We start from the raw sequence: 25,787 nt of genomic DNA, 5'->3' as shown, positions 1-25,787 counted from the left end.
TACGCCAACCGGGCGGACCCGTCAAGTGGAAATCCCGCCGGGGCGGGGGAAAGGGGGCCGTTGCCGGTTTGACGATAATTCGACGGGGCAGGGATAGAATCGCCTTACATCCGCGGGAGGGGATCTCCCGTCACAAAGGAGCGTGACCTCCATGGGTCTGCGAAACGGCCGGAAAGGGCTGGCCATGGCGCTGGGCGTGCTGCCCACCTTCTGGCTCAGTACCGTTCCCTTTATTCTCACCCCGGCCATGAACCGGCTGGGGGAGTATTACAGCGCCGTGCCCTACAGCCGGGTGCTGATGCTCTCCACCGTGGTGGCGCTGATGGTGGTGCCCTTCTCCCTGCTGTCCGGCGCGGTGGTGGGCCGGAGGGTAGGCTACCGCCCCGTGCTGCTGGCGTCGCTGGTGCTGATGCTGGCGGGGGGCATGGCGCCCTGCCTGTTCCCGGACCGGTTCTGGCCGGTGATGGCCTGCCGGGTGGTGTGCGGCGTGGGCGTGGGACTGTCCTACCCCCTGAGCAACGCCCTGGTGGCCCGGCTTTACGGCTGGGAGGAGCAGGGCCGGATGATGGGCCTGGGCATGATGGCCATGAACCTGTCGGGCATGCTGTACCAGAGCGTGTCCGGCGCGGCCTGCGCCGCCGATGTCCGGAATGTGTGGCTGGTCCACGGAATTCTGCTGGTGCCGCTGGTGCTGGTGTTTCTCTTCCTGCCGGAGCCGGAGCGGCAGGAGACGGCGGAGCCGGGGGCCATGGAGCGGCCGTCGGACTCCCGGTTTTCCATGCGGGTGGTGGTGATCTCCTTTGCCTGCTGCCTGCTGTACATTCTGGTGAACACGGTGATTCTCAACGTGTCCTCGGTGCTGGCCGTCCGGAACCTGGGGGACTCCGCCGCCGCGGGCATGGTGGCCTCTACCTACGCCGTGGGCGGCCTGCTGTCCAGTCTGGTGTATAACCGGCTGTACCGGGGCATGGGCCGCTGGATGGTGCCCTTCAGCCTGGCCGTGCTGTGCCTGGGCACCGCCTGCTGCGGCTTCGGCGGGAACCTGGCCATGATGGTGGCCAGCGAGATGTGCGTCGGCTTTGCCACCTATCTGCTGTGGCCCGGCTGCTGCAGCGACTTCGCCGCCATGGTGTCGCCGGACCGGCTGCCTCTGGCCAACGGCGTCATCTCCGCCCTGTGGAACCTGGGCGTGTTCCTCAGCGCTCCCTACATGGGGGTGGTGGGCGCCGTCACCGGCGACGCCAGCCCCGTCACCGCGGTGCGGGTGACGCTGTGGCTGATGCTGGCCCTCAGCGCCGTGTGGACCGCGGCCCGGCTGCGCCGCCCCGCCAGATACGAGCGGGCCAGATAACCGGAATCTTCCCGGCCCCCGCCGCAGACGCGGCGGGGGCTTTTTCCGCGGGGCAAAGGGGGTTGCATTTGCCGCTGTCCTGTGGTATACTTCTCAATCTGAAAATGAATTTCAAATTGAACGGAGAAACCGATATGAAAAAAAGGACTGCCCTGCTGGCGGCGCTGGCGCTGGCCCTGGGGCTGACAGCCTGCGGCCAATCCGCCGCCCCGCCGGCGGAGGACGGGCGGTTGCGGATCATGGCCGCCAATTTCCCGGCCTATGACCTGGCCCGGGCGGCCTGCGGCGACCTGGCGGAGGTGCGGCTGCTGCTGCCGCCGGGGGCGGAGAGCCATTCCTACGAACCCACTCCCCGGAACATCATCGACGTGGAGAACAGCGACCTGTTCCTCTACACCGGCGGCGAGTCCGACACCTGGGTGGACACCATTCTGGAGTCCCTGGATCGGCCGGTGGAGACGCTGAAGCTGATGGACTGCGTGGAGCTGCTGGAGGAGGAGACCCTGGAGGGCATGACCGCCCACGGCCACGACCACGACCACGACGACCACGATCACGAACACGGACTGGGGGAGGTGCTGGAGGCGGACGAGCACGTCTGGACCTCGCCGGTGAACGCCGGGCGCATCGCCGCCGCCATCGCGGCCCGGGCGGCGGAGCTGGACAGCGCCAACGCCACGGTCTATGAGGCCAACGCCGCCGCCTATCAGGCCCGGATCGACGATCTGGACAGCCGCTTCCGCGCCTTTTTCACCGCCGTTGACCACCCGGTGATGGTGTTCGGCGACCGGTTCCCCCTGCGGTACTTCGCGGAGGAGTACGGCGTCCGGTGCCTGGCGGCCTTCCCGGGCTGCTCCACCCAGACGGAACCCTCCGCCGCCACGGTGGCCTATCTCATTGAGGAGATCGAGGAGGAGCACCTGTCCACCGTGTATTATATTGAGTTTTCCAATCACCTGGTGGCGGACAGCGTCGCCGAGGCGGCCGGTGTGGACACGGCCCTGTTCCACAGCTGCCACAACGTGTCCCAACAGCAGTTGGATGACGGTGTCACCTATCTGAGCCTGATGGAGGAGAATCTGGAGACGCTGCGGCGGACCATGGGATGAGTCCCCGTCCTCCAAAAACGCGAAAAGCCCTCCCGGACATCTTGTCCGGGAGGGCTTTTGATGTACGGGAAAGGAATTACTTCTGGCTGAGAGCCTCGTCGATGGCCTTGGCAGCGGTCTTGCCGGCACCCATGGCCAGAATGACGGTGGCAGCACCGGTGACGGCGTCGCCGCCGGCGTAGACGTTCTCCCGGGAGGTGAGGCCGTCCTCGTTCACCACGATGCCGCCCTTCTTGTTGATCTCCAGGCCCTTGGTGGTGGACTTGATCAGGGGGTTGGGGCTGGTGCCCAGAGCCATGATGACGCAGTCCACGTCCAGGTCAAACTCGCTGCCGGGAACCTCAATGGGACGACGGCGGCCGGAGGCGTCAGGCTCGCCCAGCTCCATCCTGATGCAGCGGATCTTGTTGACGTCGTCGTTCTCGTCGGCGAAGATCTCCACGGGGTTGTTGAGGGTCTTGAAGATGATGCCCTCTTCCTCGGCGTGCTCTACCTCTTCCTTACGGGCGGGCAGCTCCTCCATGCCGCGGCGGTAGACGATGTACACCTCGGCGCCCAGACGCTTGGCGCAGCGGGCGGCGTCCATGGCCACGTTGCCGCCGCCGATGACGGCCACCTTCTTGGGATGGACGATGGGGGTGTCGGAGCCCTCGCGGTAGGCCTTCATCAGGTTGATGCGGGTCAGGAACTCGTTGGCGGACAGAACGCCCTTGTAGTTGACGCCGGGGATGTTCATGAACATGGGCAGGCCGGCGCCGGAGCCGATGAACACGGCCTCGAAGCCCATCTCGCTCTGCAGCTCGTCGATGGTGATGGTGCGGCCCACCACGGTGTCGGTGGCGATGGTGACGCCCAGGGCCTTCAGGCCGTCCACTTCCTTCTGGACGATGGCCTTGGGCAGACGGAACTCGGGGATGCCGTATACCAGCACGCCGCCGGCCAGGTGCAGGGCCTCAAACACGGTGACCTCGTAACCCTTCCGGGCCAGGTCGCCGGCGCAGGTCAGACCGGCAGGGCCGGAGCCAACCACGGCCACGCGGTGGCCGTTGGAGGCGGGCTTTTCGGGGGCGGCGGTGGCGTGGGCGTTGTGCCAGTCAGCCACGAAGCGCTCCAGACGGCCGATGCCAACAGGCTCGCCCTTGATGCCCCGGACGCAGTACTTCTCGCACTGGCTCTCCTGGGGGCAGACGCGGCCGCACACGGCGGGCAGGGCGGAGGTGTTGGAGATGATCTGATAGGCGGCCTCAAAGTCGCCCTTGGCCACCTGGGCGATGAACTCGGGGATGTGAACCATGACGGGGCAGCCCTTCATGCAGGGGGTGTTCTTGCAGTTCAGGCAGCGGGCGGCCTCGTCCAGCGCCTGCTCCTCGGTGTAGCCCAGAGCCACCTCGCTGAAGTTCTTGTTGCGGACATCGGGCTCCTGAGAGGGCATGGGATTCTTTTTCAGACTCATATTCGCCATGTTATTCAGCCTCCTTCTTGAACAGGTTGCAGACTTCCTCGTGCTTGTGCAGCTCCCAGTCCTTGTACATCTGGTTGCGCTTCACAGCCAGGTTCCAGTCCACCTTGTGGCCGTCGAAGTCGGGGCCGTCCACGCAGGCGAACTTCATCTCGCCGCCCACGGCCAGACGGCAGCCGCCGCACATGCCGGTGCCGTCGATCATGATGGGGCTCATGGAGACGGTGGTGGGGATGCCGTAGGGCTGGGTGGTCAGGGAGACGAATTTCATCATGATCATGGGGCCGATGGCGAAGATCTCGTCATACTGGTTGCCGGCTTCGATCAGCTCCTTCAGCGCCTCGGTGACCAGACCCTTCTGGCCGTAGGAGCCGTCGTCGGTGCAGACCTTCAGCACGGAGGAGGCGGCGCGGAACTTATCCTCCAGAATCACCAGATCCTTGTTCTTGAAACCGATGACGGCATGGACCTCGGCGCCGTCGTCGTGGAACTTCTTCAGCACGGGATAAGCGATGGCGCAGCCGACACCGCCGCCTACCACGCAGACCTTCTTCTTGCCCTCGGTTTCGGTGGCCTTGCCCAGAGGACCGACGAAGTCCTGGATGTAGTCGCCCTCGTTCTTGTGCATCAGCTTCTCGGTGGTGGCGCCCACGATCTGCACGATGATGCTGACAGTTCCCTTCTCACGGTCATAGTCGTGGATCGTCAGAGGCACGCGCTCGCCGTCCTCATCCACGCGCAGGATGATGAACTGGCCGGGCTGAGCCTTCTTGGCGATGAGGGGAGCTTCGATCTCGTACAGAATCACGGTGGGTTTCAGCGCTTCTTTTTTTACGATACGAAACATAGTTCTCCTTCTTTCCCGTATGTCTTATTTTTGGGCTCCCGCCGCGGCCGCGGCGGAAAGACAAACGACATCTTCCATATCATAGCGCATTCCAATTGGAACGTCAAACAAAAAATGCGTGAAAAATACCAAAATAAAGGGTTTTCTTTGTGAAAATTGCGACAAATTTGTTGAATTTCTAACGATCTTGACAGAAAAAGGATTACCTGTCCGCTGGGAGCGGAGGGGGTCAGGAGGGAAAGGTGATCTTCCGGCCCTCGGTGGAGACCAGGCCCTCCTCCCGCATTTTTTTCAGCTCCCGCATCATGGCGCTGCGGTCCGTGGCGATATAATCCGCCAGCACGCTGAGGGAGAAGGGCAGGCGGAAGGTGTCGCTGCCGGCTTTGGCCCGCTGCTGGGCGAAGCAGCACAGCAGCTTGTCCCGGATGGAGCGGCGGGAGAGCACGTCCACCCGCTCGGTGAGGGCCTGGGCCTTGTCGGCCATCAGCCGCAGCATGTTCTGCACCAGCACGCTGTGGTGGGTGCAGGCCCGCTCACACCGCTTGAGGATGTGGGCGTAGTCGAAAAACAGCACCTCGCAGGGGGTGCGGCACACCACCTCCAGCACGTCGGAGCGGCTGCCGGAGAAGTCCAGGGTCTTGCCGAACACGCTGCCCACCCGGAACTGCTCCATCATGGTCTCCACGCCGTCGGCGTCAATGCGGATGAGGGCCGCCTCGCCCCGCTCCACAATGCCCACCACGTTCTGGGTGGAGGAGAAATCGTAGATTACGTCATCGGGCCGGTAGGACCGGGACACCGCCTGAAAGCAGGTGTACATGGCCAGATAGGACTCGTAGTCGATGCCGGCAAACAGGGGGCTTTCCCGCAGTTCCGCTTCCGTCAGCATAAGCAGACTCCTTTCGTGTTGCAATTACCACGCCCATCATATCAGCGCGGCAAAAGTTTGTAAAGTCTCCGGCGAGAATTTCCGGATTTCATAGAATGTTCACCCATTTTTTCCGGAAGCTGGTACAATATAAGCAGAAAGGAGATGAATCGTCGCAGTGAATATTGCCTATTTTCTGATTCCCAAGAGCAATGTGGCCTACCTGTACGACGACTGCACCTTCCGTCAGGGTCTGGAAAAGATGCGCCACCACGGGTATACCGCCATTCCGGTGATTGACCGTGAGGGCCGCTATGTGGGCACCGTCAGCGAGGGGGACTTCCTCTGGCGGATGCTGGACCCGGACCACGTCAGCGAGGAGCCTTCCTTTACCATGAAGGATATGGAGCGGCTCCGGGTCCGGGATATTCTGAAGGGGAACCATCCTCCGGTCCCCATCACCGTCAGCGTGGAGGACCTGCTCCAGAGCGCCATGACCCAGAACTTCGTCCCGGTGGTGGACGACCTGGGCCGGTTCATCGGCATCGTCACCCGGCGGGACATTCTCCGCTGCGTGACCGCCAGGGACGGGAAGATCTGCATGGAGAATCCGGTGCAGAATGCCGCCCGCAAAATCGTCTGATACATTGAAATTGCCCCTGCCGGTTTCCGGCAGGGGCAAATGCTTTATTTACCAAGAATGTCTCGGCGGATGTAGGCAAAGGCGGCGTCCTCCCCCTCGTCCTTCAGCTTCACCAGCATGCTTTCCAGCAGTTGGGCGGTGTTGTCATTGAGAATGGTGTGTTCCTTGGAGCGCTGGAAGAACTTCCAGGGGTCCTCCGGCCGGAATTCCCTTCCCCGGTACACCCGGCTGGCGGCCAGACGGTCGCAGAACATCTCTGCCACGTAGCGCACCGGCATTTCCACGCCTACAATGCCGGTGGTTCCGTCAGGCAATTTGCCGTAGTCGGTCCAGAACTCCAGGTGGTGGCGGTTGCGGCCCTTGTGATGGAGCCAGGCGGAGCTGTAGCCCCTGTCCCGGCGCTCAGCATCATTGGGGCTGCGGTCACCCTGAAAGTATCTGGCTCCCACCCAGAATTCCCGGGGGGAGTATTTGGACAGATCATGCGTCAGGCCCTGCCAGTACAGGCCCAGCCGGAAGCAGTATTTGCACACCAGAAAGCGGTGGCGGTTGACAACTTTGAAATGCGCCCATGCGTGCACGGAAGATCACCTCGCGGACCGGATGCTCCGGAGCCGGTGCCCCGGAACGATGCTTTTTTGCTATTGTAGCACATCCGCAGCAAAAAAACGAGACGGTTTTTTCATATTTTCCCGCGCATCCCCCATTCCCATCGGCGAAAAGCCCAGCGAAGTGGGTTTTCGCCGAAAAAGGAGGAGCCAAGTAAGAGGAAAAGCCGCCCTGCTCTCTACACAGCAAGGCGGCGTTCCGTTTACTTGAGCTCATGCGTCTCCCGTCCCATCGGCGAAAAGCCCAACGAAGTGGGTTTTCGTCGAAAAGGAGGAGACGCCTGCAAGGAAAAGACCTGTCACTCCCTACGCAGTGACAGGTCTTTCCGAAAAGGCGGCCATACGCATCCCCCGTCTCCATCGACGCAGAGCCCAGCGAAGCGGGTCTGCGTCGAAAAGGAGGAGCCAAGTAAGAGGAAAAGCCGCCCTGCTCTCTACACAGCAAGGCGGCGTTCCGTTTACTTGAGCTCCGACGCCGTCAGCCGCCCAGATACGCCTTCTTGATGGCGGGGCTGGACAGCAGCTCCGCGCCGGTGCCGGTGGTGACGATTTTGCCGGTCTCCAGCACGTAGCCCCGGTCGGCGATGGAAAGCGCCGCCTGGGCGTTCTGCTCCACCAGCAGGATGGTGGAGCCGTGCTGGTGCAGGTTCCGGATGATCTCGAAGATCTGCTCCACCAAAATGGGAGCCAGACCCATGGAGGGCTCATCCAGCATCAGCAGCTTGGGATGGCTCATCAGGGCGCGGCCCATGGCCAGCATCTGCTGCTCGCCGCCGGACAGGGTGCCGGCCACCTGACGGTACCGCTCTTTCAGCCGGGGGAACAGGCCGTAGACCATGTCCAGGTCCGCCTGCACGCCGCCGGCGGGCATGGTGTAGGCGCCCATCTCCAGATTCTCCTTCACGGTCATCTGCAGAAACACCCGGCGGCCCTCCGGCACCTGGGCCAGACCCTGCTCCACCACCTTGTGGGGCGGGATTCTGGCCAGGTTCTTCCCCTGGAAGGTGACGGAGCCGGTCTTGCTGTGGAGCAAGCCGGAGATGGTGTTCAGGGTGGTGGACTTGCCGGCGCCGTTGGCGCCGATGAGGGTGACGATCTCCCCCTCGTAGACCTCGAAGGAGATGCCCTTGATGGCGTGGATACTGCCGTACCACACGTTGATGTCGTCAACTTTCAGAATGGGTTCCATGTCACGCCTCCTTCTGCTTGCCCAGATACGCCTCAATGACGGCGGGATTGGACTGGATCTCCTCGGGGGTGCCCTTGGCGATGACCTGTCCGAAGTTCAGCACGCAGATGCCCTCACAGATGTTCATCACCAGGTTCATGTCATGCTCGATGAGGAGGATGGCGATCTGGAAGGTGTCCCGGATCTTGCGGATGTTCTCCATCAGCTCCGCGGTTTCGGAGGGGTTCATGCCCGCCGCCGGCTCATCCAGCAGCAGCAGCGAGGGGTTGGTGGCCAGGGCCCGGACGATCTCCAGCCGGCGCTGGGCGCCGTAGGGCAGGGAGCCGGCCTTGGCGCCGGCCAGGTCCTGCATGTCGAACAGGCCCAGCAGCTCCATAGCCCGCTTGTGGGCCACCTTTTCCTCTTTCCAGTAGCCGGGGAGGCGGAAGATGCCCTCCCACATGTTGTAGGACAGGGTGTTGTTCATGGCCGCCTTCACGTTGTCCTCCACGGTGAGGTTGTTGAACAGGCGGATGTTCTGGAAGGTCCGGGCGATGCCCGCGTGGTTCACCTGGGCGGTGGTCATGCTGAGAGTCTCCCGGCCGTCCAGCAGGATGGTGCCCGCCGTGGGCTGATACACCTTGGTCAGCAGGTTGAACACGGTGGTCTTGCCGGCGCCGTTGGGGCCGATGAGGCCGGCGATCTCCGTGCGGCCGATGGTGAGGTTGAAGTTCTCCACGGCCTTCAGGCCGCCGAAGGTGATGCCCAGGTTGATGCACTCCAGAATGGGGCGCTTGCCGATGTCCCGCTCGGGGATGACGCCGGTGGAGGGGACGGGCACCAGTTTGGTGCGCTGTTTTTCGCTGCGCATATCAGGCGGCCTCCTTTCTGTCCTTGCCGGTGACCTTGCGGTACACACCGGTGACGAAGTTCTTCATGGTGGGGTTGTAGGTGGCCAGCATCACCAGAATCAGCACGATGGCGTACACCAGCATCCGGTAGTCGGCGAATTCCCGCAGGGCCTCCGGCAGAATGGTCAGGGCGGCGGCGGCCACAATGGACCCCAGCATGTTGCCCAGACCGCCCAGCACCACGAACACCAGCACCAGAATGGAGGTGTTGAAATCGAACTTGTTGGCCACGATGGTGGAGTAGTTCATGGCGAACAGGGCGCCGGAGGCGCCTGCCAGGGCGGCGGAGGTGACAAAGGCCATCATCTTGTATTTGGTGACGGGGATGCCCACGCTCTCGGCGGCGATGCGGTTGTCCCGGATGGCCATGATGGCCCGGCCGGCCCGGCTGTTCACCAGGTTGAACACCACCAGCAGCGTCAGCAGCACCAGGATGAAGCCGGCGGTGAAGGTGGAGATCTTCTGGATGCCGCCGATGCCCATGGGACCGGCGATGATCAGCTTTCCGCCCTCCCGCAGGTTGGTGTTGTCGTTCAGCAGGCTCATGTGGAGGCCCCGGCTGTCAATGCCCACGTAGAGGTTGTTGAAAATGCTCTTGATGATCTCGCCGAAGGCCAGGGTGACGATGGCCAGATAGTCGCCCCGCAGCCGCAGCACGGGGATGCCGATGAGAAAGCCGATGAAGGCGGCGAAGGCGGCGCCCACGGCCATGCCGACGGCCAGCCGCAGCGGCGCGGAGGGAACGGCGTTCTGCAGCGCCACGGCGGCGGTGACGCCGGTAAAGGCGCCCACGCTCATGAAGCCGGCGTGGCCCAGGGACAGCTCACCCAGCACGCCCACCGTCAGGTTCAGGGACACAGCCATCACCACGTAGGCACAGATGGGCACCAGCATGCCCTTCAGAGAGGAGCTGAGGGCGCCCTGGGCGGCCTGCAGGATCACATAGGCCAGAATCACCAGAGCGTAGGTCAGGTAGTTGCGGCGGTTGGTGCCGCCCAGTGTTTTGATACGGTTTTTCATGGCTGCACCTCACACTTTCTCCGGCACGTACTTGCCCAGAAGGCCGGCGGGCTTCACCAGCAGCACGATGATCAGCACGGAGAACACTACCGCGTCGGACAACTGGGTGGAGATGTAGGCCTTGGCAAAGATCTCAATGACGCCCAGCAGCAGTCCTCCCAGGAAGGCGCCGGGGATGGAGCCGATGCCGCCGAACACGGCGGCGGTGAAGGCCTTGATGCCGGGCATGGAGCCGGTGGTGGGCACCAGGGTGGGATAGGCGGAGCACAGCAGCACGCCGGCCACCGCCGCAAGGCCGGAGCCGATGGCGAAGGTCATGGAGATGGTGCCGTTGACGTTGATGCCCATCAGCTGGGCGGCGCCCTTGTCCTCGGACACGGCCCGCATGGCCTTGCCCATCTTGGTGGCGCCGGTGAACCAGGTCAGGGCCAGCATGATGACAACGCACACGGCGATGGTGAACAGCGTCACGTAGGACAGCTTCAGCTGTCCGCCGAACAGCTCCACGCCGTTTTTCGCAGCGCCGTCGGCGGCGGTGACGCTGAAGAAGTTGGGGAACACCTTGGGGTTGGAGGACCACAGCAGCAGCGCCGCGTTCTGAAGGAAGTAGCTGACGCCGATGGCGGTGATCAGCACCGACAGGGAGGGGGCCTGGCGCAGGGGCTTGTAGGCCAGCCGCTCCACCACAATGCCCAGCATGGTGCACACCACCATGGCCAGCAGCACGCCCACCACCGGCGGCAGGCTGAACCGGGAGACGGCGAAGAAGCAGATGTAGGCGCCCACCATAATCACGTCGCCGTGGGCGAAGTTCAGCATCTTGGCGATGCCGTACACCATGGTGTAGCCCAGGGCGATGATGGCGTAAATGCTGCCCAGACTGATCCCGCTGATGAGGAAATTGAGGAAAGTCATTTGCACGCACCTCTCAATACACAATACAGATTCTTGGAAACGCTTCCGGGACGGAGCGGAGCATATCTGAAAAGCGCCAGGGTGTTTGGCACTTTTCAGATATGCTCTGGTTCTCCCGGATGGGGGAGGGGCCTCGGCCCCTCCCCGCCGGGGAGAGTTGGTATGCTGATTATAATGTATGCCGGATCAGTCCAGGCCCACGTAGGCGCCGTTCTGGATGATCATGCCCTTGGGGCTCTTGGAAACCTGGCCGTTGGCGTCCCAGGTCATGCCGTCGCCGGTGAGGCCGTCGAAGGTCATGGTGGTGAACTGCTGGATCATCAGGCCGCACAGCTGCTCGGCGGTCATGTCGGCGGTGGCGCCGGCGGCTTCCAGAGCCTGCTTGTAGGCGTAGACGCAGTCATAGGCGTCGGCGGCGAACTGGTTGGGGATCTCGCCGAAGCGCTTCTGATACTCGGCGACGAAGGCCTGGGTGCGGGAGTCGGTGGAGTCGGCGTTGAAGGGGGTCAGCAGGATGACGCCCTCGGCCAGAGCGGGATCAAAGCCCTCCATGGTCAGGATGCCGTCCATGCCGTCCACGCCGAACCAGGTGGGAGCGTAGCTCATGGAGGCGGCCTGGGCGAAGATCAGGGAAGCGGGCTGATAGTACATGGGCAGGAACACCAGGTCGGCGCCGTTGCTCTGGGCGTCGGACAGCTGGACGGAGAAGTCGGTGTCGTTGCCGTCGGCGAAGGTGGTGTCGGAGACGATCTCCAGGCCCATCTCGGCGGCCTTGGCGGTGAAGGTATCGTGGATGCCCTTGGAGTACACGTCATCGTTCTTCCAGATGATGGCGATCTTGCTGCCCAGGCCCTTTTCGGAGATGTACTGGGCGGAAGCGGAGCCCTGGTTGGGGTCCATGAAGCACATCTGGAACATGTTGTCCTTGCCCTCGGTGACGGCGGTGGCGGAGGCGGAGGGCGTCAGGGCGAAGATGCGGTCGGCGTAGGTCTCAGCGGCCGTGGCCTCGCAGGGCTTGGAGGTGACGGAGCCCAGGGAGATCTGCATGCCCCAGTCCTTCAGCTTGTTGTAGGCGTTGACGGCCTTCTCGGCGTCGTGGGTGTCGTCCTGATACTGCAGCTCGAACTGGACGGCGCCGCCGGCGGCGTTGATCTCGTCCACGGCGATCTGGGCGCCGTTCTTGGCAGCGTTGCCGTAGATGGCGGCACCGCCGGTCAGGGGGCCGGTGGCGCCCAGCTTGAAGGCCGCGGCGGAGGGGGCGGAGGCGGAGCCGGCGGGAGCGGCAGGGGCGGAGGCGGAGGAACCGCTGCCGCCGCCGCAGCCGGCCAGCAGGGTGACGGCCATGGTGCAGGCCATCAGGAGGCTAAAGAGCTTCTTCTTGTTCATCATCGTGGTAATCTCCTTTTGCTTTAATTTGATCGAAACGGGATTTGCGGTTTTATACAAAAAAGCGGCTGTGCTTTCAAGAGCACAGCCGCTTTGCTGTATCACGGGTTACGCGGTTGGAACACTCTTGACCATATTCGGATTTTTCACACGTACTGCTACCGCCAGAACCGCCAGAATCAGGGATACGCCCAGAATCACAGCGCGCAGGACCAGGGCCAGAATAACAATAATGGACGCCAGAATAATGGCGTCCAGAATCAGGGCGATATTGGCGGAAGAAGCGCAGCAGGAAGAAGCCTCTGCACAGGCGGCAGACGCGGACATCGTATTCTGATAGCGGTTGGCAGTGTACATATCCGCGGCTCCTTTCTGAAGGGTGGTGCCCCGCGTTCTGCGGGTGTGTTGTGATTTATTGTAAAGACTCCGGCCTGAAAAGTCAACCCAGGGAAACGGGACTTTTTGCCTGAAAAACCACGGGAAAAAGAAGCTGCAGCTGGTGGAATTGCATAATTCCTGGGAAGAATCCGGGGAAAAGCGGGGTGTGTGAGTCAGGTTGCACGTTGTCTGAAAACCCCTTCGTTGTCTGAAAACATTAGCAGACAACTGTACAAAAAAGAAGGGACGGAGAATCGCTTTATTGTGGAAAAGTCATAAATTGAAAAAGCGGGTCGAAAAAACCGTTGACATTTCCGGAAAATTCCACTATCGTTTTCAACAACCACCCGCCGTCCCGGCGGGGAACCGAAGCAAGGAGGCTGCGGGAGATGTTTCAGACCACGCGTGCGCACCAGCATTCTGCCGATACCGCAGCCCGTCGGTCTGCGGCGGCTTCCTGCTGCGCCAATTCCGCCGATATCGCCCTGATTATGGACGCCGCTTTTGTGGCGTCCATTTTTATTGTCTGCCTGCAGAGCCGAATTACCATCGCCCTGTTGGCTCTGATTGTACTGATCCGACTGCCCCTGCGGTCCCTGACCGCCCTCCTGCTGCAAAGCCCGCTGTCCTGACGCTGACTGTTCGGTGTGACCGAAAGCAACGAAGCGGCTCCGGCTTGTAAGCAGCGGAGCCGCTTCTTAAATTTATAGATCAAGAGAACTGAAAAAGAGAGGTATTTCTGATGAATTTCGTGAACTTCCTGCTGGCCGTCAGCCCCATCGTGGTGGTGCTGATGGGCATCCTGGTTTTCAAGAAGCCGGCCATGAAGGTGGCCCCCGTGGGTCTGGTGTGGACCATGCTGCTGGCCTTTACGTATTTCAACATCACGGGCCTGGCCTTCAAGGAGAACGTGGCCGTCATGGACGCCCTGCTGTGGAAGGGCATCAAGGAGGGCCTGAAGATCGTGGCCATGGTCTTCGGCGCCTTCGTCATCCTCAACACCCTGAAGCGCACCGGCGCCATTGAGGACGTGAAGAACACCGTGGCCCGGGTCAGCGGCCAGGACCGCCGGGTGCAGCTGGTGGTGGTGGGCATGCTGGTGCCCATCTTCCTGGAGGGCGCTGCCGGCGCCGGCGCTCCCGCCGCCATTGCCGCTCCCTTCCTGGTGGCCCTGGGCTTTGATCCCATCACCGCCATCGCCGTGGCCCTGCTGGGCGACGCCACGCCCTGCTCCTGGGGCGGCGCGGGCCTGACCACCATCAACGGCGGCGCCTCCCTGGTGGAGGCCGGCATTTCCACCAACGCCCTGAACTCCGCCATGGTGGGCCGCATCCACATGTTCGGCGCCCTGATCATCCCCTTCATCATGGTGGGCCTGGCCTTCGGCCGCAAGGGCTACAAGGGCATCCTCCCCTATCTGTGCTACGCCGGCGTCACCACCGGCACCGTTATGTTCCTGCTGAGCAACTACGTGGGCCCCGAGGTCACCTCCATGGGCACCGGCCTCATCTCCATCCTGCTGAGCGTGCTGTTCGTCAAGCTGGTGCCCATCCACACCCCCGACGAGTTCAAGTACCAGTTCAGCACCGGCGTGAAGCAGAAGTACACCCCCTGGCAGGCCATGTCCCCCTACATCTACATGCTGGTGATGCTGCCGGTGGTGCGCTACGGCGTCCCCGCCGTCATGGGCCAGAAGGAGGGCTTCGCCTTCCTGTGCACCTTCGGCTATATCGTCTGGGTGGACGTGGTGATCTTCATCTGCGGCCTGCTGGGCGCCGTCACCCTCCACGTGAAGAGGGACGAGCTGTTTGAGATTTTCCGGGCCACCGCCAAGAACGTGGTCCCGGTGCTGATCACCATGGGCAGCCTGCTGGTGCTGGCCTATATCATGCAGTCCGCCTCCACCGGCATGATGAGCCTCATCGCCGGCGACATCGCCAACCTGGCCGGCGTCCTCTATCCCGCCGCCGCCGTGCTCATCGGCTCTCTGGGCTCCTTCGTCACCGGCACGGGCCTGGGCTCCAACATCATGTTCGCCGGCATGCACACCGAGGCCGCCGCGGCGCTGGGCATGAACCCCATCACCGTGTTCGCCGGCCAGAACGCCGGTGCCTCCCTGGGCAACCTGATCTGCCCCAACAACACCGTGGCCGCCTGCGCCACCGTGGGCGAGGTGGGCAACGAGAGCAAGGTCATGAAGAAGACCCTGGTGGCCTTCCTGATCGTGCTGGTCACCTACATGGTGCTGGCGCTGCTGTACACCCTGGTGCTGTTCCCCAACTTCGGCATGTGATTCCACGCGGAAAACGGTCCCCGGAAACGAGGACCGTTTTTTCCGCGGCGGATTGACGGCGGAAGAAAAAAGCATTACAATACGGTCCATCTGAGACCGAAAACGGAAGGAGCATTTCCATGAAAACGAGAAAAGTTGGTATCATCGGCCTGGGCCATGTGGGCGCCCATGTGGCCTACTCCCTGGCGGTGCAGGGCATTGCCGACGAGCTGCTGCTGGTGGATATGAAGGAGCAGAAGCTCACCAGCGAGGTGCAGGACCTGCGGGACGCCGCCGCCTACCTGCCTCACCGGGTCACCATCAACGCCGGCGACTTCGCCGACCTGAAGGACTGCGACGTCATTGTCAACAGCGTGGGCAAGATCGAGCTGCTGGAGACCCATGACCGCCTGTCCGAGATGGACTTCACCATCAAGGCCGTCCGGGGCTACGTGCAGAAGATCAAGGACAGCGGCTTTGACGGCGTGCTGATCAACATCACCAACCCCTGCGACATCGTCACCCGGGAGCTGGCCATGGGCCTGGGCCTGCCCAAGGGCCGGGTCTTCGGCACCGGCACCGGCCTGGACACCTCCCGCCTGCTCAGCGCCCTGGCCCGCCAGACCGGCGTGGACCACAAGTCCATCACCGCTTACATGATGGGCGAGCACGGCGCGCTGCAGTTCGCCCCCTGGTCCGCCGTGTCCTTCCGCGGCATGCCTCTGGACGAGTGGGCCAAGACCGACGAGCGCTTCCGCTTTGACCGGGACGCCCTGCAGAAGGAGTCCATCGGCGGCGGCTGGGTCACCTACGTGGGCAAGCAGTGCACCGAGTACGGCATCTGCACCACCGCCGCCCGGATGGTCCATATCGTCCTCCATGACGAGAAGGCCATCATGCCCGCCAGCATGGAGCTGTGCGGCGAGTACGGCGAGGAGGGCCTGTTTGTGGGCGTGCCCTGCCTCATCGGCAAGAACGGCGTGGAGCAGGTCATTGAGCTGCCCCTCACCGACGAGGAGAAGGCCAAGTTCCATGACTGCTGCGAGGGCGTCCGCAAGAACATGGAGCACCTGAAGGACCTGTATTGATCCGGAATACGCAAAAAAGGACTCCGTACCTCAGGTACGGAGTCCTTTTTATCCGTTTGCTGATCCGGCGGGCTGCTCCACCTGCCGGGCGATGAAAGCCGGCACCTGGTCCACGGGAATCTCCAGCGCCGCCGCCAGCTCCCCGAACAGCAGCCGCTCCGCCTGCTTGCAGAACCGCTCGTCCACCATGCCCAGCCGCCGGTTCTGCTCCTCCGCCTGCCGGCGCTTGCGGTAGACGGACATGGTGAGCTTCAGCAGCTCCCGGCTGCTGCCGGACTGGAGCATGGACTGGTAGCGCTGGCTCAGCAGCTGCAGCGTCCGCTCCCGGAACACCTCCGGCTCTATGGTGGGGATGGCGCCGATGAGGGCGACGGCCTCATCCCGGCTCATCACCGGGCGCATGGGCACCTTTCCGCCCTCCGCCGGCGTGTACACCACGCCGTCCTGATACAGCGGCTTGAGCACGTAGAACTGCCGCCCGCTCCGGTCCCGGGGGTCCGGATTCCCGAAGCCCTCCACCCGGCATACGCCGGTGGCGCCGTAGACTACCAGGTCGCCCTGCTGAAACATCTTGGACCCCTCCTGCCGAAAAATCAGGGCTGCTTTCCGGGAAAAGACCGGGAACAATGCCCTGTATTTCCTATTTTACACGGTTTATCCGAAAAATGTAAGCAGGAAAATTCAAAAATTACAAAATTTTTTGTTTTCCCGCCGCCGGGGGCCGTCCCGGCGGGAAAAGGGGCGCGGTTTTACACAGACTTAACACAAAGGTGTCCTCCGGCCCTTGCGGCAGGCGGAAAAAGCCGTTATACTGGCATCGTCGGGAAATGTAAAATCGAGAAATGGCGGCGGAGAGACCGCCGCGGAAAAGGAGCGTCAATATGCTGACCTTTGCGGAAGTGAAACAGAATCCGGCCATCCGGACCTATATCGAGCGGGCGGACGAATCCCTCATCGCCCTGGGCTTTACGGAGCACTCCTTCGCCCACGTGGCCCGGGTGGCGGAGACGGCGGGCTATATCCTGGAGACGCTGGGCTACCCGGAGCGGGACGTGGAGATGGTGAAAATCGCCGGCTGGCTCCACGACATCGGCAACCTGGTGAACCGGGTGGACCACTCCCAGTCCGGCGCCGTCATGGCCTTCCGGATTCTGGACAACCTGAACTGCGACCCGGCGGACATCGCCACCATCGTCACCGCCATCGGCAACCACGACGAGGGCACCGGCGTGCCGGTGAACGCGGTGGCGGCGGCATTGATTCTGGCGGACAAGAGCGACGTGCGCCGCTCCCGGGTCCGCTCCAAGGACACCCTGCACTTTGACATCCATGACCGGGTGAACTACTCCGTCACCAAATCGGAGCTGACGGTGGAGCGGGAAGCGTCCGTCATCCGCCTGCGGCTGGAGGTGGACACCGCCTACGGCTCCGTCATGGATTACTTTGAGATTTTCATGGGCCGGATGCTGCTGTGCCGCAAGGCGGCGGAGCGGCTGGGCCTGGCCTTCAAGCTGTCCATCAACGGGCAGCAGCTGATCTGACGGGAGGAAGGACCATGATCTATCTGTTGGAGGATGACGCCAGCATCCGGGATTTCGTCATCTACACCCTCAACAGCCAGGGGCTGGAGGCGGAGGGCTTCGCCGCCCCTTCCGCCTTCTGGCGGGCCATGGAGGAGCGGACGCCCCGGCTGGTGCTGCTGGACATCATGCTGCCGGAGGAGGACGGCCTCACCATTCTGAAAAAGCTGCGGGCGAACCGGAAAACCGCCCGGCTACCCATCATCCTGCTGACGGCCAAAAGCACGGAGTATGACAAGGTGCTGGGCCTGGACGGCGGCGCCGACGACTACGTGGCCAAGCCCTTCGGCATGATGGAGCTGCTCTCCCGCATCCGGGCACTGCTGCGGCGGTCGGAGGCGGCGGAGCCGGAGCAGCAGTCCGAGGAGGTGCTGACCCGGGGAGCGCTGACGGTGCTGCCTGCCAAGCACATCGTCCGGGACGGGGAGCGGACCGTGACATTGACCCAGAAGGAATTTGAGCTGCTGTGCCTGCTGCTGCGCAGCCCCGGCACCGTGTTCTCCCGGGAGCAGCTCATCAGCCAGGTGTGGGGCTACGCCTTCACCGGCGAGACCCGCACGGTGGACGTGCACATCCGCACCCTGCGGCAAAAGCTGGGGGACAGCGGCGAGTGCATTGAGACGGTCCGGGGCTACGGATACAAGATCGGCGAGTGATGGGGAAATGACGAAACGAATTTTTCAGGCCATTGTGTCGGTGTCGGTGTCGGCGCTGGTGCTGTGCCTGCTGCTGACGGTGGGGGTTCTCCACGGGTATTTTGAAGACCAGGTGACCCGGGAGCTGGAGAACCAGGCCGCCTGCATCGCCCGGGGCCTGACCCGGGAGGGAGCGGCGAGCCTGGAGGGCGGCCTACCCGCCGGAACCCGGGTTACCTGGGTGGCCGCCGACGGCACCGTGCTCTATGACAACTGGGAGGACCCGGAGCGGATGGACAACCACGCCGGCCGCGAGGAAATTCGGCAGGCCGCGGAGCGCGGCAGCGGCCGGGCCGCCCGCTATTCCGACACGCTGTCGGAAAAGACCCTGTACTACGCCCTGCGGCTTTCCGACGGCACCGTTCTCCGGGTGGCGGAGCGGGAATCCTCCGCCTGGGCGCTGCTGGCCCGGGCACTGACGCCTGTGGTGCTGTCGGCGCTGGCGGTGTGCCTGCTGGCGGGGTTCATGGCCTCCCGGGCCGCCCGGCAGATTGTCCGGCCCCTGAACGAGCTGGACCTGGCGGAGCCGTGGCGGGAGGTTGAGTATGACGAGCTGGCCCCCCTGATGGCCCGGATGCGGAGCCAGAACCGGCTGATTCAGCAGCAGATGAGCCAGCTGAGCCGCCGGCAGGAGGAGTTCACCGCCATCACGGAAAATATGAGCGAGGGCTTTCTGGTGCTGGACAACCGGGCCCGGGTGCTGTCCCACAACGGGGCGGCGCTGCGGCTGCTGGGGGCGGAGGGCACGGAGGCGACCCCGGAGGTCAGCGCCTATGTGCTGAACCGGGAGGCCCCCTTCCGCCGGGCCGTGGAGGAGGCGCTGGCGGGCCGCCGCAGCGAGCAGCTGCTGGAGCGGGACGGCTGCTGCCGCCGGATTCTGGCCAGCCCCGTGTTTCAGGACGGCCACCTCAACGGCGCGGTGCTGGTGATTCTGGATACCACGGAGAAGGAGCAGCGGGAGACGCTGCGCCGGGAGTTCACCGCCAACGTGTCCCACGAGCTGCGGACGCCGCTGACGGCCATTCTGGGCACGGCGGAGATTCTGCAAAACGGCCTGGTGCGGCCGGAGGACGTGCCCCACTTCGCCGGGAACATCCACCGGGAGGCGGGCCGGCTCATTGAGCTGGTGAACGACATCATCAAGCTCAGCCGCCTGGACGAGGGCGGCCCCAACGCCGACTGGCGGATGTGCGGCCTGTACGCCACGGCGCAGGCGGTGCTGGAGCAGGTGCGCCCGGCGGCGGAGCAGAAACACGTGTCCCTGCGGCTGAAGGGCTGCGAGACGGAGGTGTGGGCGGTGCCCCAGATTCTGGAGGAGATCGTCTACAACCTGTGCGAAAACGCGGTGAAGTACAACCGGGAGGGCGGCAGCGTCACCGTGACGGCGGAGCGCCGGGACGGCGGCGCCCGGCTCACCGTCAGCGACACCGGCATGGGCATTCCGCCGGAGGCCCGGCAGCGGGTGTTCGAGCGGTTCTACCGGGTGGACAAGAGCCACCCCACCGGCGGCACCGGCCTGGGCCTGTCCATTGTGAAGCACGGCGCGGCCTACCTGGGAGGCACCGTGGAGCTGAGAAGCGAGGTGGGGAAGGGCAGCGACTTCATCCTGACCCTGCCGGAAAAGGCGGACGGCCGTCCGGACCGCCGGGAAACGGAGGAAGCCTGATGTACACCGACAGCCGGGACCGGGAGGTCTGGCTCCTGAAGCAGCTCTGGACCGGGCAGCCGGTGACCTGTCCCAAATGCGGCGGGGCCAGGCTGACGCCTCTGCACCGGAAGGCCAAAAAGAGCGACTGCGACTGGAAGTGCCCCGCCTGCGGGGAGGCCTACCGCACCATCCGGATGCTGAAAGAACTGCCGGAGAAATGAGAATACAAAAGGGCGGCCCGATCCCGGGCCGCCCTTTTCCTGCGGTTTTATCTGCGTTTTCTGCCGTTTACGGTGATGATGCCCGCGGCCACCAGAAGGCCCGCCAGCAGGTATTTCCACAGGAACCGCTCCCCCAGAATCAGACTGGAGAACACGACGCCGAACACGGGGATAAACGCGTTGTAGATGGCCACCGTGCTGATGGGATGGTGTGCCAGCAGGGAGTTGTAAATGCTGAAACCGATGGAGGAGATCAGGATCAGGGCAATCACGATCCCGATTCCCGCCGCGGACAGATTCCAGGGCCGGTCAGGCCCGACCCAAAGCCCGGCCAGAAACAGAACGCCTCCGCCGATGGCCATGCCGGCTCCGGTGGCAAAGGTCATGTTCATTTTGCGGGAGACAACCCTGCTGAGAATGCCGCCGAAGGCCGAGCTGACAGCGTTCAGCAGGATCATGCCGTCCCCCAGCAGGGTGACGTTGGAGAACATGGCCTGCCCCGGCTCCACGTTGATGAGGACGATTCCCGAAAAGCCCAGCAGGCAGCCCAGCGCCTTGTTCCAGCTCATCTGATCGTCGGAAAAAATCAGGCACGACAGAAGAATCAGAAGGAAGCTGCCTGTGGAATTGAGAATCGCGCCCCGGGCGCTGGGGGTGTAGCCCAGGCCGATGTAGGAGCAGAGGTACTGCAGCGTGGTGTTCATCAGGGCGAAGAGCAGCAGCCAGCCCCACCCGCTTTTGGAAATGGCCCGCTTGTCCTGATGCCGTGCCCCCGGCAGCAGGAGCACCAGAACGCCGGCCGTCCAGAAGCGGATGCCCGCGAACAGGATCTTGCTGCCCAGATCATCCGAGGCGATTCCCAGTTCCCGGTACCCCAGCTTGATCAGCGGATAGGCCAGCGACCACAGAACGGCACACGTCAATGCCAGCGGCGGCAGCCACTTCCTGTTATTCATCACATCGCGCATCCCGGATCACTCCTGTGTCAAAATATGATGGGACTGCCGGAGGGCGGCGCTTCCCTGCGTCCCTCCCTCCGCAGTCCGCACCAGTATAACACGGTTCGCGGACATTTTCAATGAAAACAGTCTTTCCGCGCCTCCTCCGCCCGGCGGGACTCCATCACCGGTTGACACCGGATGACATTTTTGGGTATAATACTTCATTATGAAATTTGCTGAAAACAGAGGAAACCGTTTTATGCTGAACTATCAGGAAGTCCGGGAACAGGACGCGGAGCTGCTGCGGCGGTACTACGCGGACTGCAATTACGGCCTGTGCGAGTACTCCGCAGGCACCAAGCTCATGTGGCGGGAAGTGCTGCACCCCATGTGGGCGGAGGCGGCGGGCTGTCTCATCATCCGCAACACCATTGACGGCAAGGTGGCCTATGACTACCCGGTCCCCGGCCCGGAGGGGGACGAGGACGCCGCCCTGACCCTCATTGAAAACGAATGCATGGAGACGGGGACGCCCCTGGCCATCTCCGTGGTGCCCCAGTGCCGGGCTGCTGAACTGATGGCCCGCTATCCCTACGTCACCGTCAGCAACATCCGCACCTGGAAGGACTACATCTACCGCGCGGAGGACCTGCGGAGCTTCGCCGGGCGGCGGTACTCCGGCCAGCGGAACCACATCAAGAAGTTCCGGGCCGTCTGCCCCAACGCGGAGTTCCGCCCCCTGACGGCGGAGGACCTCCCCCTGGTGGAGGCCTTCTGGACCGATTACGAGGCGGAGTTCGCCAAGGGCGACAATGCCAAGGCCCGGGGAGAGCTGGAGCTGGCGAAGAAAATGCTGCGCATGCTGGACAAGCCCTGGTTCGTGGCCGGCGGCATGCTGGACGGGGAGCGGCTCATCGCGTTGTCCCTGGCGGAGAAGTGCGGCGAGACCCTGATCATCCACATCGAAAAGGCCCTCTATTCCTATACCGGCGTCTACCCCGCCATGGTGCAGGCCTTCGCCCAGGCCTTCGGCGGCGGCGCGGCCTGGCTGAACCGGGAGGATGACGCGGCGGACCGGGGGCTGCGGACCTCCAAGCTGCAGTACGGCCCGGACCACCTGGGGGACAAGTACCGCTTCCAGCCCCACAGTGAGCTGGAGTACCATGTGCGGGCCATCCCCACCCTCACCACGGAGCGGCTGACCCTGTCCCCCCTGACGGAGGAGGACATCCCCGCCTACAACGCCCTGGTGCTGGACGGGGAGCGGAACCGCTGGTGGGGCTATGACGATGTGGCGGGCCTGGGCGGCCCGGTGGAGGAGCGCAGCTTCTTCGACGTGGCCCGCCGGGACTTTGAAAACCGGCTGGCGGTGAATTTCGCCGTGCGGCTGGACGGAAAGCTCATCGGCGAGGCGGTGCTCTACCGCTTCGACTACCGGGGCAGCGCGGAGCTGGGCTGCCGCATCAGCCGGGAGTACGCCGGCCACGGCTACGGCACGGAGGCCTTCGCCGCCGCGGCGGAGTGGGGCCTTTACGGCGTCCACCTGACCCGGGTGGTGGCCAAATGCTTTAAGGAGAACGAGGCCTCCCGGCGGATGCTCTCGTCCTGCATGCGGCCCAACGGCGAGGATGAGACGTTCTACTATTTTGAAAAGCGGGTATGACAGGAGACACTATGCAGATGATGGAGCGGAAACAATGGTGGGAGGGGGAGCGGTTCTTCCGGCAGGAGGAGCTGATCTTCCGGGACTGCGACGTGCTGGGCCGGGTGCGGCCCGCCGCCCTGGTGGTGATGATGGGCTCCATCGGCGGCTATGACTACGATGCCCGGGGCCTGACCTACGAGACGCTGTACGCCCTGCGGCAGGTGTTCCTCATCTCCCGCATGTCCTTCCGGCTCCACAGCTATCCCACGGCGGGGGAGGTCATCACCCTCAGCAGCTGGGAGAACGGCGTCCGGGGCGCCCATATGCAGCGGAATTACGAATTTTTCCGCCGGGACGGGTCGCTGTTTCTGTCCGGCAAAAGCGACTGGATTCTGGTGGACCCGGTGGACCGGAAAATTCTGCGGCCATCCGCCTTCACCGCCAAGCCCCTGGGGCCGGCCCTGGCGGACGTGGACTGCCCCGACTGCCGGAAGATTCTGCCGCCCCGGGAGAAGCTGACGGAGGCGGCGGTGCGGAAGGTGCGCTTCACCGACCTGGACCACAACGGCCACCTGTACAGCGGCCGCTATCCCGACATTGTGTGGGACGAGCTGCCGGAGGACCTGCAGCGGGGAACGCTGCGGGACTTCCAGATCAACTACTCCAAAGAGGCCACGCTGGGGGAGAAGCTGACCCTGCTGGCGTGCCGGGAGGGGCAGACCTACGAAATGGAGGGCCTGTGCGGCCCGGAGCGCTGCTTTACCTGCCGCTGTGAATTTGTGTAAGGAAAAAGGAAGGACCTGCCCTGGCAGGTCCTTCCTTTTTTGCGCTCTCATCCCTCCGCTTCCCGCCGGATGAACTCCGCCAGCCGCCGGTTCAGCTTGGAGTATATGCGCTCCCGGAACCAGGACTCCGTGGAGGCGGCCGCCGCCTCCTCCGGAGGGAACCAGCCCACCCGGGAGTTCTCCCCGGGCCGGTTGTGGAGAGTCTGGCGGTCATCCAGCTCCACCAGGTAGGTGACGTTCAGATGCAGGTGGGAGGAGACGTACCGCCCCCGCTTTTCGTGGCCGTCCACCGTCAGAATCTCCAGGGAAAAGATGTCCGGCAGCAGCAGCCGGGCGCCCGCGCCGCCGGATTCCTCCTCCACCTCCCGCAGCGCCACCGCCCGCAGGTCGCTGTCGCCGTCGGCGTGGCCTCCCAGCCAGGCCCAGGAGCCGTACAGGTTGTGGTAGGCCATCAGCACCCGGTCCCGCCCGGGGTTCACCACCCAGGCGGAGGCCGTCAGGTGGGCGGAGGCGTTGTCCCGGGTCAGGAGGGCCTCTCCGCTCTCCAGCCGGCGCAGCAGCTCTGCCCGGTCCCGCTCCTCCTGCTCGTTTCCGGGGCGGAAGGCCCGCAGCTGGCGCAGAAGTTCTTCCATCGTGCGATCCTCCTTCACAATTATTTCGACAATAGTGTATCATATTTCCTGAAAAATGCAAGATAGAACGGATATAGTAACAAAATGCCGTCGAAATTCATCGCGAAAGTTCGAGCGGCATCGAACAATTTTTGGGAATAAATGGGAGAAAACTATTGAAAAACCTGTCCGATTATGATAGTTTGTTGTCAACGAGATTTGAAGCTTCAACAATCCGTCAGCAGAGATCCAGGCCAAAATCTGAGTAAGAAGGACAGGAAAATTATGGAAAAAAATTGCAAGGTGCTGTTGGCTGACGCCAACGAGGGATTTCGCACTCTTTTGGCGGAGCAGTTGGGAAAAACGGAGGGGTTCACTGTGGCGGGCGCCGTGGGCGACGGCCGGGAAGCGCTGCGTGTGGCGCGGGAGACCCACCCGGACCTGCTGGTGACGGACGTGATTCTGCCGGGGCTGGACGGGCTGGCGCTGCTGCGGCAGCTGCCCCAGGAGGGAAGGCCGAAGGTCCTCGTGCTGTCGGCGCTGTATAACGACGCCACGGTGACGGACGCCCTGAATGCCGGCGCCAGTTACTTCATGACCAAGCCCTGTGAGATGAGCGCTCTGCTGGACCGGATGCGCTCCGTGGCGGCCCCGCCGGAACGGGGGGAGGAGCACCCCGCGGACCTGAAAAACCAGGTGACGGAGATCATCCACGAAATCGGCGTCCCGGCCCACATCAAGGGCTACCAGTACCTGCGGGAGGCCATCATGATCACCGTGGAGGATATGGACGTGATCAACGCCGTCACCAAGGTGCTGTATCCCGAGGTGGCCAGGCGGTTTGCCACCACCCCCTCCCGGGTGGAGCGGGCCATCCGCCACGCCATTGAGGTGGCCTGGGACCGGGGCGACCTGGAGACGCTGCAGAAATTCTTCGGCTACACCGTGTCCAATACCAAGGGGAAGCCCACCAACAGCGAGTTCATCGCCATGATCGCCGACCGCCTGGTGCTGGAGAAGCGGAAAAACGGCGGCCGTCTGGGCTGAGGGAAACCGCTCTGTCCTCTTGTCAAGCTTCCGGAAATGTGGTATGCTGTCGGAAAACTGCGGCAGTGACCGCCGGAAAAGGAGACAGAGAGATGGTAGTGGAATTTCGTCCCCGGGGCGTTTGCTCCCAGCTGATGCGTGTGGAGCTGGATGAGGACCAGGTCATCCGGAAGATGGAGGTCATGGGCGGGTGCAGCGGCAACCTGCAGGGCATCTCCGCGCTGGTGAAGGATATGCCGGCCCGGGAGGCCATTGACCGCCTGAAGGGCATCCGCTGCGGCTTCAAGGACACCTCCTGCCCCGACCAGTTCGCCAGAGGACTGGAAAAGGCGCTGGCAAAGGAATAAGCGGAAAAGGCCGCCGGACAGAGATTCTGTCCAACAGCCTAAGACTTTCGAAAAAGTGGCAGAGCCACTTTTTCGAGAGGGGCTGCGGCCCACTGCGCGCACTTCGTCGGGGCAAACTTCGCTCAATTCGGAGCGCCCTGCGGGGGAGGGCGTCCTCATGCCGCTCCGTTGCCCCTCCTCTCCCCACTGCAACCGCTTCGCTGGGTTGCAGCGGGGGACCCCATATGCGGACAGTTCGCACACT

General features: G+C 63.4%; 27 protein-coding genes. 14 read left to right on the top strand and 13 right to left on the bottom strand.

Annotated elements, in window-relative coordinates; genetic code table 11:
* The first annotated feature begins 151 nt into the window (after window positions 1-151).
* Together SOX55_RS05845 and SOX55_RS05840 are read left to right on the top strand one after the other, a co-directional pair.
* On the top strand, window positions 152-1,351 hold the full coding sequence (locus SOX55_RS05845; RefSeq protein WP_325286503.1) for an MFS transporter: 1,200 nt from the start codon (window positions 152-154) through the stop codon (window positions 1,349-1,351).
* A gap of 134 nt (window positions 1,352-1,485) precedes the next feature.
* Window positions 1,486-2,460: a metal ABC transporter substrate-binding protein gene (locus SOX55_RS05840; protein WP_325286502.1), complete on the top strand. Its 975-nt coding sequence runs from the start codon at window positions 1,486-1,488 to the stop codon at window positions 2,458-2,460.
* A 76-nt stretch (window positions 2,461-2,536) separates the two neighbouring features.
* On the opposite strand, the gene gltA is transcribed toward SOX55_RS05840, so the two are convergent.
* The 3 genes from gltA to SOX55_RS05825 form a co-directional block, all read right to left on the bottom strand.
* Window positions 2,537-3,922 (bottom strand): NADPH-dependent glutamate synthase, encoded by a 1,386-nt coding sequence (gene gltA, locus SOX55_RS05835; RefSeq protein WP_325286501.1) that lies wholly within the window; start codon window positions 3,920-3,922, stop codon window positions 2,537-2,539.
* 1 nt (window position 3,923) lies between these two features.
* Window positions 3,924-4,766: a sulfide/dihydroorotate dehydrogenase-like FAD/NAD-binding protein gene (locus SOX55_RS05830; RefSeq protein WP_325286500.1), complete on the bottom strand. Its 843-nt coding sequence runs from the start codon at window positions 4,764-4,766 to the stop codon at window positions 3,924-3,926.
* 229 nt (window positions 4,767-4,995) lie between these two features.
* A complete protein-coding gene (locus SOX55_RS05825) occupies window positions 4,996-5,655 on the bottom strand; it encodes a Crp/Fnr family transcriptional regulator (RefSeq protein WP_325286499.1) in 660 nt (219 codons plus the stop codon).
* A gap of 157 nt (window positions 5,656-5,812) precedes the next feature.
* Between SOX55_RS05825 and SOX55_RS05820 the strand changes: the two genes are divergently transcribed.
* Window positions 5,813-6,277 (top strand): CBS domain-containing protein, encoded by a 465-nt coding sequence (locus SOX55_RS05820; protein ID WP_325286498.1) that lies wholly within the window; start codon window positions 5,813-5,815, stop codon window positions 6,275-6,277.
* Between the two features lie 44 nt (window positions 6,278-6,321).
* On the opposite strand, the gene SOX55_RS05815 is transcribed toward SOX55_RS05820, so the two are convergent.
* The 7 genes from SOX55_RS05815 to SOX55_RS05785 all read right to left on the bottom strand — a co-directional run bounded on the left by SOX55_RS05815 (window position 6,322) and on the right by SOX55_RS05785 (window position 12,642).
* Complete coding sequence (locus SOX55_RS05815) at window positions 6,322-6,858, bottom strand: DUF5662 family protein (protein WP_325286497.1); 537 nt, start codon at window positions 6,856-6,858, stop codon at window positions 6,322-6,324.
* Window positions 6,859-7,363: 505 nt separating this feature from the next.
* Window positions 7,364-8,065 (bottom strand): ABC transporter ATP-binding protein, encoded by a 702-nt coding sequence (locus SOX55_RS05810; RefSeq protein WP_325286519.1) that lies wholly within the window; start codon window positions 8,063-8,065, stop codon window positions 7,364-7,366.
* Window positions 8,066-8,075: 10 nt separating this feature from the next.
* Window positions 8,076-8,924: an ABC transporter ATP-binding protein gene (locus tag SOX55_RS05805; protein ID WP_325286496.1), complete on the bottom strand. Its 849-nt coding sequence runs from the start codon at window positions 8,922-8,924 to the stop codon at window positions 8,076-8,078.
* A 1-nt stretch (window position 8,925) separates the two neighbouring features.
* Entirely contained in the window at window positions 8,926-9,984 is a 1,059-nt protein-coding gene (locus SOX55_RS05800) for a branched-chain amino acid ABC transporter permease (RefSeq protein ID WP_325286495.1), read from the bottom strand.
* Window positions 9,985-9,993: 9 nt separating this feature from the next.
* Complete coding sequence (locus SOX55_RS05795) at window positions 9,994-10,899, bottom strand: branched-chain amino acid ABC transporter permease (RefSeq protein ID WP_325286494.1); 906 nt, start codon at window positions 10,897-10,899, stop codon at window positions 9,994-9,996.
* Window positions 10,900-11,085: 186 nt separating this feature from the next.
* Window positions 11,086-12,285, bottom strand: coding sequence for an ABC transporter substrate-binding protein (locus SOX55_RS05790; protein WP_325286518.1), 1,200 nt, complete (start codon window positions 12,283-12,285; stop codon window positions 11,086-11,088).
* A gap of 108 nt (window positions 12,286-12,393) precedes the next feature.
* Window positions 12,394-12,642, bottom strand: a complete 249-nt coding sequence (locus tag SOX55_RS05785) for a hypothetical protein (protein WP_325286493.1) — start codon at window positions 12,640-12,642, stop codon at window positions 12,394-12,396.
* A 410-nt stretch (window positions 12,643-13,052) separates the two neighbouring features.
* Between SOX55_RS05785 and SOX55_RS05780 the strand changes: the two genes are divergently transcribed.
* The 3 genes from SOX55_RS05780 (at window position 13,053) to SOX55_RS05770 (ending at window position 16,023) form a co-directional block, all read left to right on the top strand.
* On the top strand, window positions 13,053-13,295 hold the full coding sequence (locus SOX55_RS05780) for a hypothetical protein (RefSeq protein WP_325286492.1): 243 nt from the start codon (window positions 13,053-13,055) through the stop codon (window positions 13,293-13,295).
* A 110-nt stretch (window positions 13,296-13,405) separates the two neighbouring features.
* Window positions 13,406-14,956, top strand: a complete 1,551-nt coding sequence (locus SOX55_RS05775; protein ID WP_325286491.1) for an L-lactate permease — start codon at window positions 13,406-13,408, stop codon at window positions 14,954-14,956.
* Window positions 14,957-15,075: 119 nt separating this feature from the next.
* Complete coding sequence (locus tag SOX55_RS05770) at window positions 15,076-16,023, top strand: L-lactate dehydrogenase (protein ID WP_325286490.1); 948 nt, start codon at window positions 15,076-15,078, stop codon at window positions 16,021-16,023.
* Window positions 16,024-16,071: 48 nt separating this feature from the next.
* Here the strand turns inward: SOX55_RS05770 and SOX55_RS05765 are convergent, their stop codons facing one another.
* Window positions 16,072-16,593 (bottom strand): CarD family transcriptional regulator, encoded by a 522-nt coding sequence (locus SOX55_RS05765; protein WP_325286489.1) that lies wholly within the window; start codon window positions 16,591-16,593, stop codon window positions 16,072-16,074.
* Between the two features lie 311 nt (window positions 16,594-16,904).
* On the opposite strand from SOX55_RS05765, the gene SOX55_RS05760 reads away from it, so the two are divergent.
* Genes SOX55_RS05760 through SOX55_RS05745 form a run of 4 tightly spaced genes read left to right on the top strand, consistent with a single transcriptional unit; the run spans window position 16,905 to window position 20,167 of the window.
* Window positions 16,905-17,564 carry an HD domain-containing protein gene (locus SOX55_RS05760; protein WP_325286488.1) on the top strand — a complete coding sequence of 220 codons (660 nt, stop codon included), beginning with the start codon at window positions 16,905-16,907 and terminating at the stop codon, window positions 17,562-17,564.
* Between the two features lie 14 nt (window positions 17,565-17,578).
* On the top strand, window positions 17,579-18,259 hold the full coding sequence (locus SOX55_RS05755; protein WP_325286487.1) for a response regulator transcription factor: 681 nt from the start codon (window positions 17,579-17,581) through the stop codon (window positions 18,257-18,259).
* A 7-nt stretch (window positions 18,260-18,266) separates the two neighbouring features.
* Window positions 18,267-19,964, top strand: a complete 1,698-nt coding sequence (locus SOX55_RS05750; protein WP_325286486.1) for a sensor histidine kinase — start codon at window positions 18,267-18,269, stop codon at window positions 19,962-19,964.
* On the top strand, window positions 19,964-20,167 hold the full coding sequence (locus SOX55_RS05745; RefSeq protein WP_325286485.1) for a hypothetical protein: 204 nt from the start codon (window positions 19,964-19,966) through the stop codon (window positions 20,165-20,167). Before SOX55_RS05750 ends, SOX55_RS05745 begins: the two co-directional genes overlap by 1 nt.
* A gap of 47 nt (window positions 20,168-20,214) precedes the next feature.
* Here the strand turns inward: SOX55_RS05745 and SOX55_RS05740 are convergent, their stop codons facing one another.
* Complete coding sequence (locus tag SOX55_RS05740; protein ID WP_325286484.1) at window positions 20,215-21,123, bottom strand: DMT family transporter; 909 nt, start codon at window positions 21,121-21,123, stop codon at window positions 20,215-20,217.
* A gap of 244 nt (window positions 21,124-21,367) precedes the next feature.
* Between SOX55_RS05740 and SOX55_RS05735 the strand changes: the two genes are divergently transcribed.
* Together SOX55_RS05735 and SOX55_RS05730 are read left to right on the top strand one after the other, a co-directional pair.
* Window positions 21,368-22,771: a GNAT family N-acetyltransferase gene (locus tag SOX55_RS05735; RefSeq protein WP_325286483.1), complete on the top strand. Its 1,404-nt coding sequence runs from the start codon at window positions 21,368-21,370 to the stop codon at window positions 22,769-22,771.
* 11 nt (window positions 22,772-22,782) lie between these two features.
* Window positions 22,783-23,538: an acyl-[acyl-carrier-protein] thioesterase gene (locus SOX55_RS05730; RefSeq protein WP_325286482.1), complete on the top strand. Its 756-nt coding sequence runs from the start codon at window positions 22,783-22,785 to the stop codon at window positions 23,536-23,538.
* A 47-nt stretch (window positions 23,539-23,585) separates the two neighbouring features.
* Here the strand turns inward: SOX55_RS05730 and SOX55_RS05725 are convergent, their stop codons facing one another.
* A complete protein-coding gene (locus tag SOX55_RS05725; RefSeq protein ID WP_325286481.1) occupies window positions 23,586-24,170 on the bottom strand; it encodes an NUDIX hydrolase in 585 nt (194 codons plus the stop codon).
* A 264-nt stretch (window positions 24,171-24,434) separates the two neighbouring features.
* On the opposite strand from SOX55_RS05725, the gene spo0A reads away from it, so the two are divergent.
* Together spo0A and SOX55_RS05715 are read left to right on the top strand one after the other, a co-directional pair.
* Window positions 24,435-25,196, top strand: a complete 762-nt coding sequence (gene spo0A / locus SOX55_RS05720; protein ID WP_325286480.1) for a sporulation transcription factor Spo0A — start codon at window positions 24,435-24,437, stop codon at window positions 25,194-25,196.
* Between the two features lie 92 nt (window positions 25,197-25,288).
* Complete coding sequence (locus SOX55_RS05715) at window positions 25,289-25,543, top strand: TIGR03905 family TSCPD domain-containing protein (protein WP_325286479.1); 255 nt, start codon at window positions 25,289-25,291, stop codon at window positions 25,541-25,543.
* Window positions 25,544-25,787: the final 244 nt, after the last annotated feature.

It is taken from the genome of Dysosmobacter sp. (assembly GCF_034093755.1).
In the GTDB taxonomy this organism is placed as follows: Bacteria; Bacillota; Clostridia; order Oscillospirales; family Oscillospiraceae; genus Oscillibacter.
Note: the sequence above shows the minus strand (reverse complement) of the source record. Positions and strands in the feature narration are given on the sequence as shown.

What these genes read in the sequence shown, in the direction of transcription:
- SOX55_RS05845 (WP_325286503.1), top strand. Translation starts at nt 152, where the DNA reads ATGGGTCTGCGAAACGGCCGGAAAGGGCTGGCCATGGCGCTGGGCGTG.
- SOX55_RS05840 (WP_325286502.1), top strand. Translation starts at nt 1,486, where the DNA reads ATGAAAAAAAGGACTGCCCTGCTGGCGGCGCTGGCGCTGGCCCTGGGG.
- gltA (WP_325286501.1), bottom strand. Translation starts at nt 3,922, where the DNA reads ATGGCGAATATGAGTCTGAAAAAGAATCCCATGCCCTCTCAGGAGCCC.
- SOX55_RS05830 (WP_325286500.1), bottom strand. Translation starts at nt 4,766, where the DNA reads ATGTTTCGTATCGTAAAAAAAGAAGCGCTGAAACCCACCGTGATTCTG.
- SOX55_RS05825 (WP_325286499.1), bottom strand. Translation starts at nt 5,655, where the DNA reads ATGCTGACGGAAGCGGAACTGCGGGAAAGCCCCCTGTTTGCCGGCATC.
- SOX55_RS05805 (WP_325286496.1), bottom strand. Translation starts at nt 8,924, where the DNA reads ATGCGCAGCGAAAAACAGCGCACCAAACTGGTGCCCGTCCCCTCCACC.
- SOX55_RS05800 (WP_325286495.1), bottom strand. Translation starts at nt 9,984, where the DNA reads ATGAAAAACCGTATCAAAACACTGGGCGGCACCAACCGCCGCAACTAC.
- SOX55_RS05795 (WP_325286494.1), bottom strand. Translation starts at nt 10,899, where the DNA reads ATGACTTTCCTCAATTTCCTCATCAGCGGGATCAGTCTGGGCAGCATT.
- SOX55_RS05790 (WP_325286518.1), bottom strand. Translation starts at nt 12,285, where the DNA reads ATGAACAAGAAGAAGCTCTTTAGCCTCCTGATGGCCTGCACCATGGCC.
- SOX55_RS05785 (WP_325286493.1), bottom strand. Translation starts at nt 12,642, where the DNA reads ATGTACACTGCCAACCGCTATCAGAATACGATGTCCGCGTCTGCCGCC.
- SOX55_RS05780 (WP_325286492.1), top strand. Translation starts at nt 13,053, where the DNA reads ATGTTTCAGACCACGCGTGCGCACCAGCATTCTGCCGATACCGCAGCC.
- SOX55_RS05775 (WP_325286491.1), top strand. Translation starts at nt 13,406, where the DNA reads ATGAATTTCGTGAACTTCCTGCTGGCCGTCAGCCCCATCGTGGTGGTG.
- SOX55_RS05770 (WP_325286490.1), top strand. Translation starts at nt 15,076, where the DNA reads ATGAAAACGAGAAAAGTTGGTATCATCGGCCTGGGCCATGTGGGCGCC.
- SOX55_RS05765 (WP_325286489.1), bottom strand. Translation starts at nt 16,593, where the DNA reads ATGTTTCAGCAGGGCGACCTGGTAGTCTACGGCGCCACCGGCGTATGC.
- SOX55_RS05760 (WP_325286488.1), top strand. Translation starts at nt 16,905, where the DNA reads ATGCTGACCTTTGCGGAAGTGAAACAGAATCCGGCCATCCGGACCTAT.
- SOX55_RS05755 (WP_325286487.1), top strand. Translation starts at nt 17,579, where the DNA reads ATGATCTATCTGTTGGAGGATGACGCCAGCATCCGGGATTTCGTCATC.
- SOX55_RS05750 (WP_325286486.1), top strand. Translation starts at nt 18,267, where the DNA reads ATGACGAAACGAATTTTTCAGGCCATTGTGTCGGTGTCGGTGTCGGCG.
- SOX55_RS05745 (WP_325286485.1), top strand. Translation starts at nt 19,964, where the DNA reads ATGTACACCGACAGCCGGGACCGGGAGGTCTGGCTCCTGAAGCAGCTC.
- SOX55_RS05740 (WP_325286484.1), bottom strand. Translation starts at nt 21,123, where the DNA reads ATGAATAACAGGAAGTGGCTGCCGCCGCTGGCATTGACGTGTGCCGTT.
- SOX55_RS05735 (WP_325286483.1), top strand. Translation starts at nt 21,368, where the DNA reads ATGCTGAACTATCAGGAAGTCCGGGAACAGGACGCGGAGCTGCTGCGG.
- SOX55_RS05730 (WP_325286482.1), top strand. Translation starts at nt 22,783, where the DNA reads ATGCAGATGATGGAGCGGAAACAATGGTGGGAGGGGGAGCGGTTCTTC.
- SOX55_RS05725 (WP_325286481.1), bottom strand. Translation starts at nt 24,170, where the DNA reads ATGGAAGAACTTCTGCGCCAGCTGCGGGCCTTCCGCCCCGGAAACGAG.
- spo0A (WP_325286480.1), top strand. Translation starts at nt 24,435, where the DNA reads ATGGAAAAAAATTGCAAGGTGCTGTTGGCTGACGCCAACGAGGGATTT.
- SOX55_RS05715 (WP_325286479.1), top strand. Translation starts at nt 25,289, where the DNA reads ATGGTAGTGGAATTTCGTCCCCGGGGCGTTTGCTCCCAGCTGATGCGT.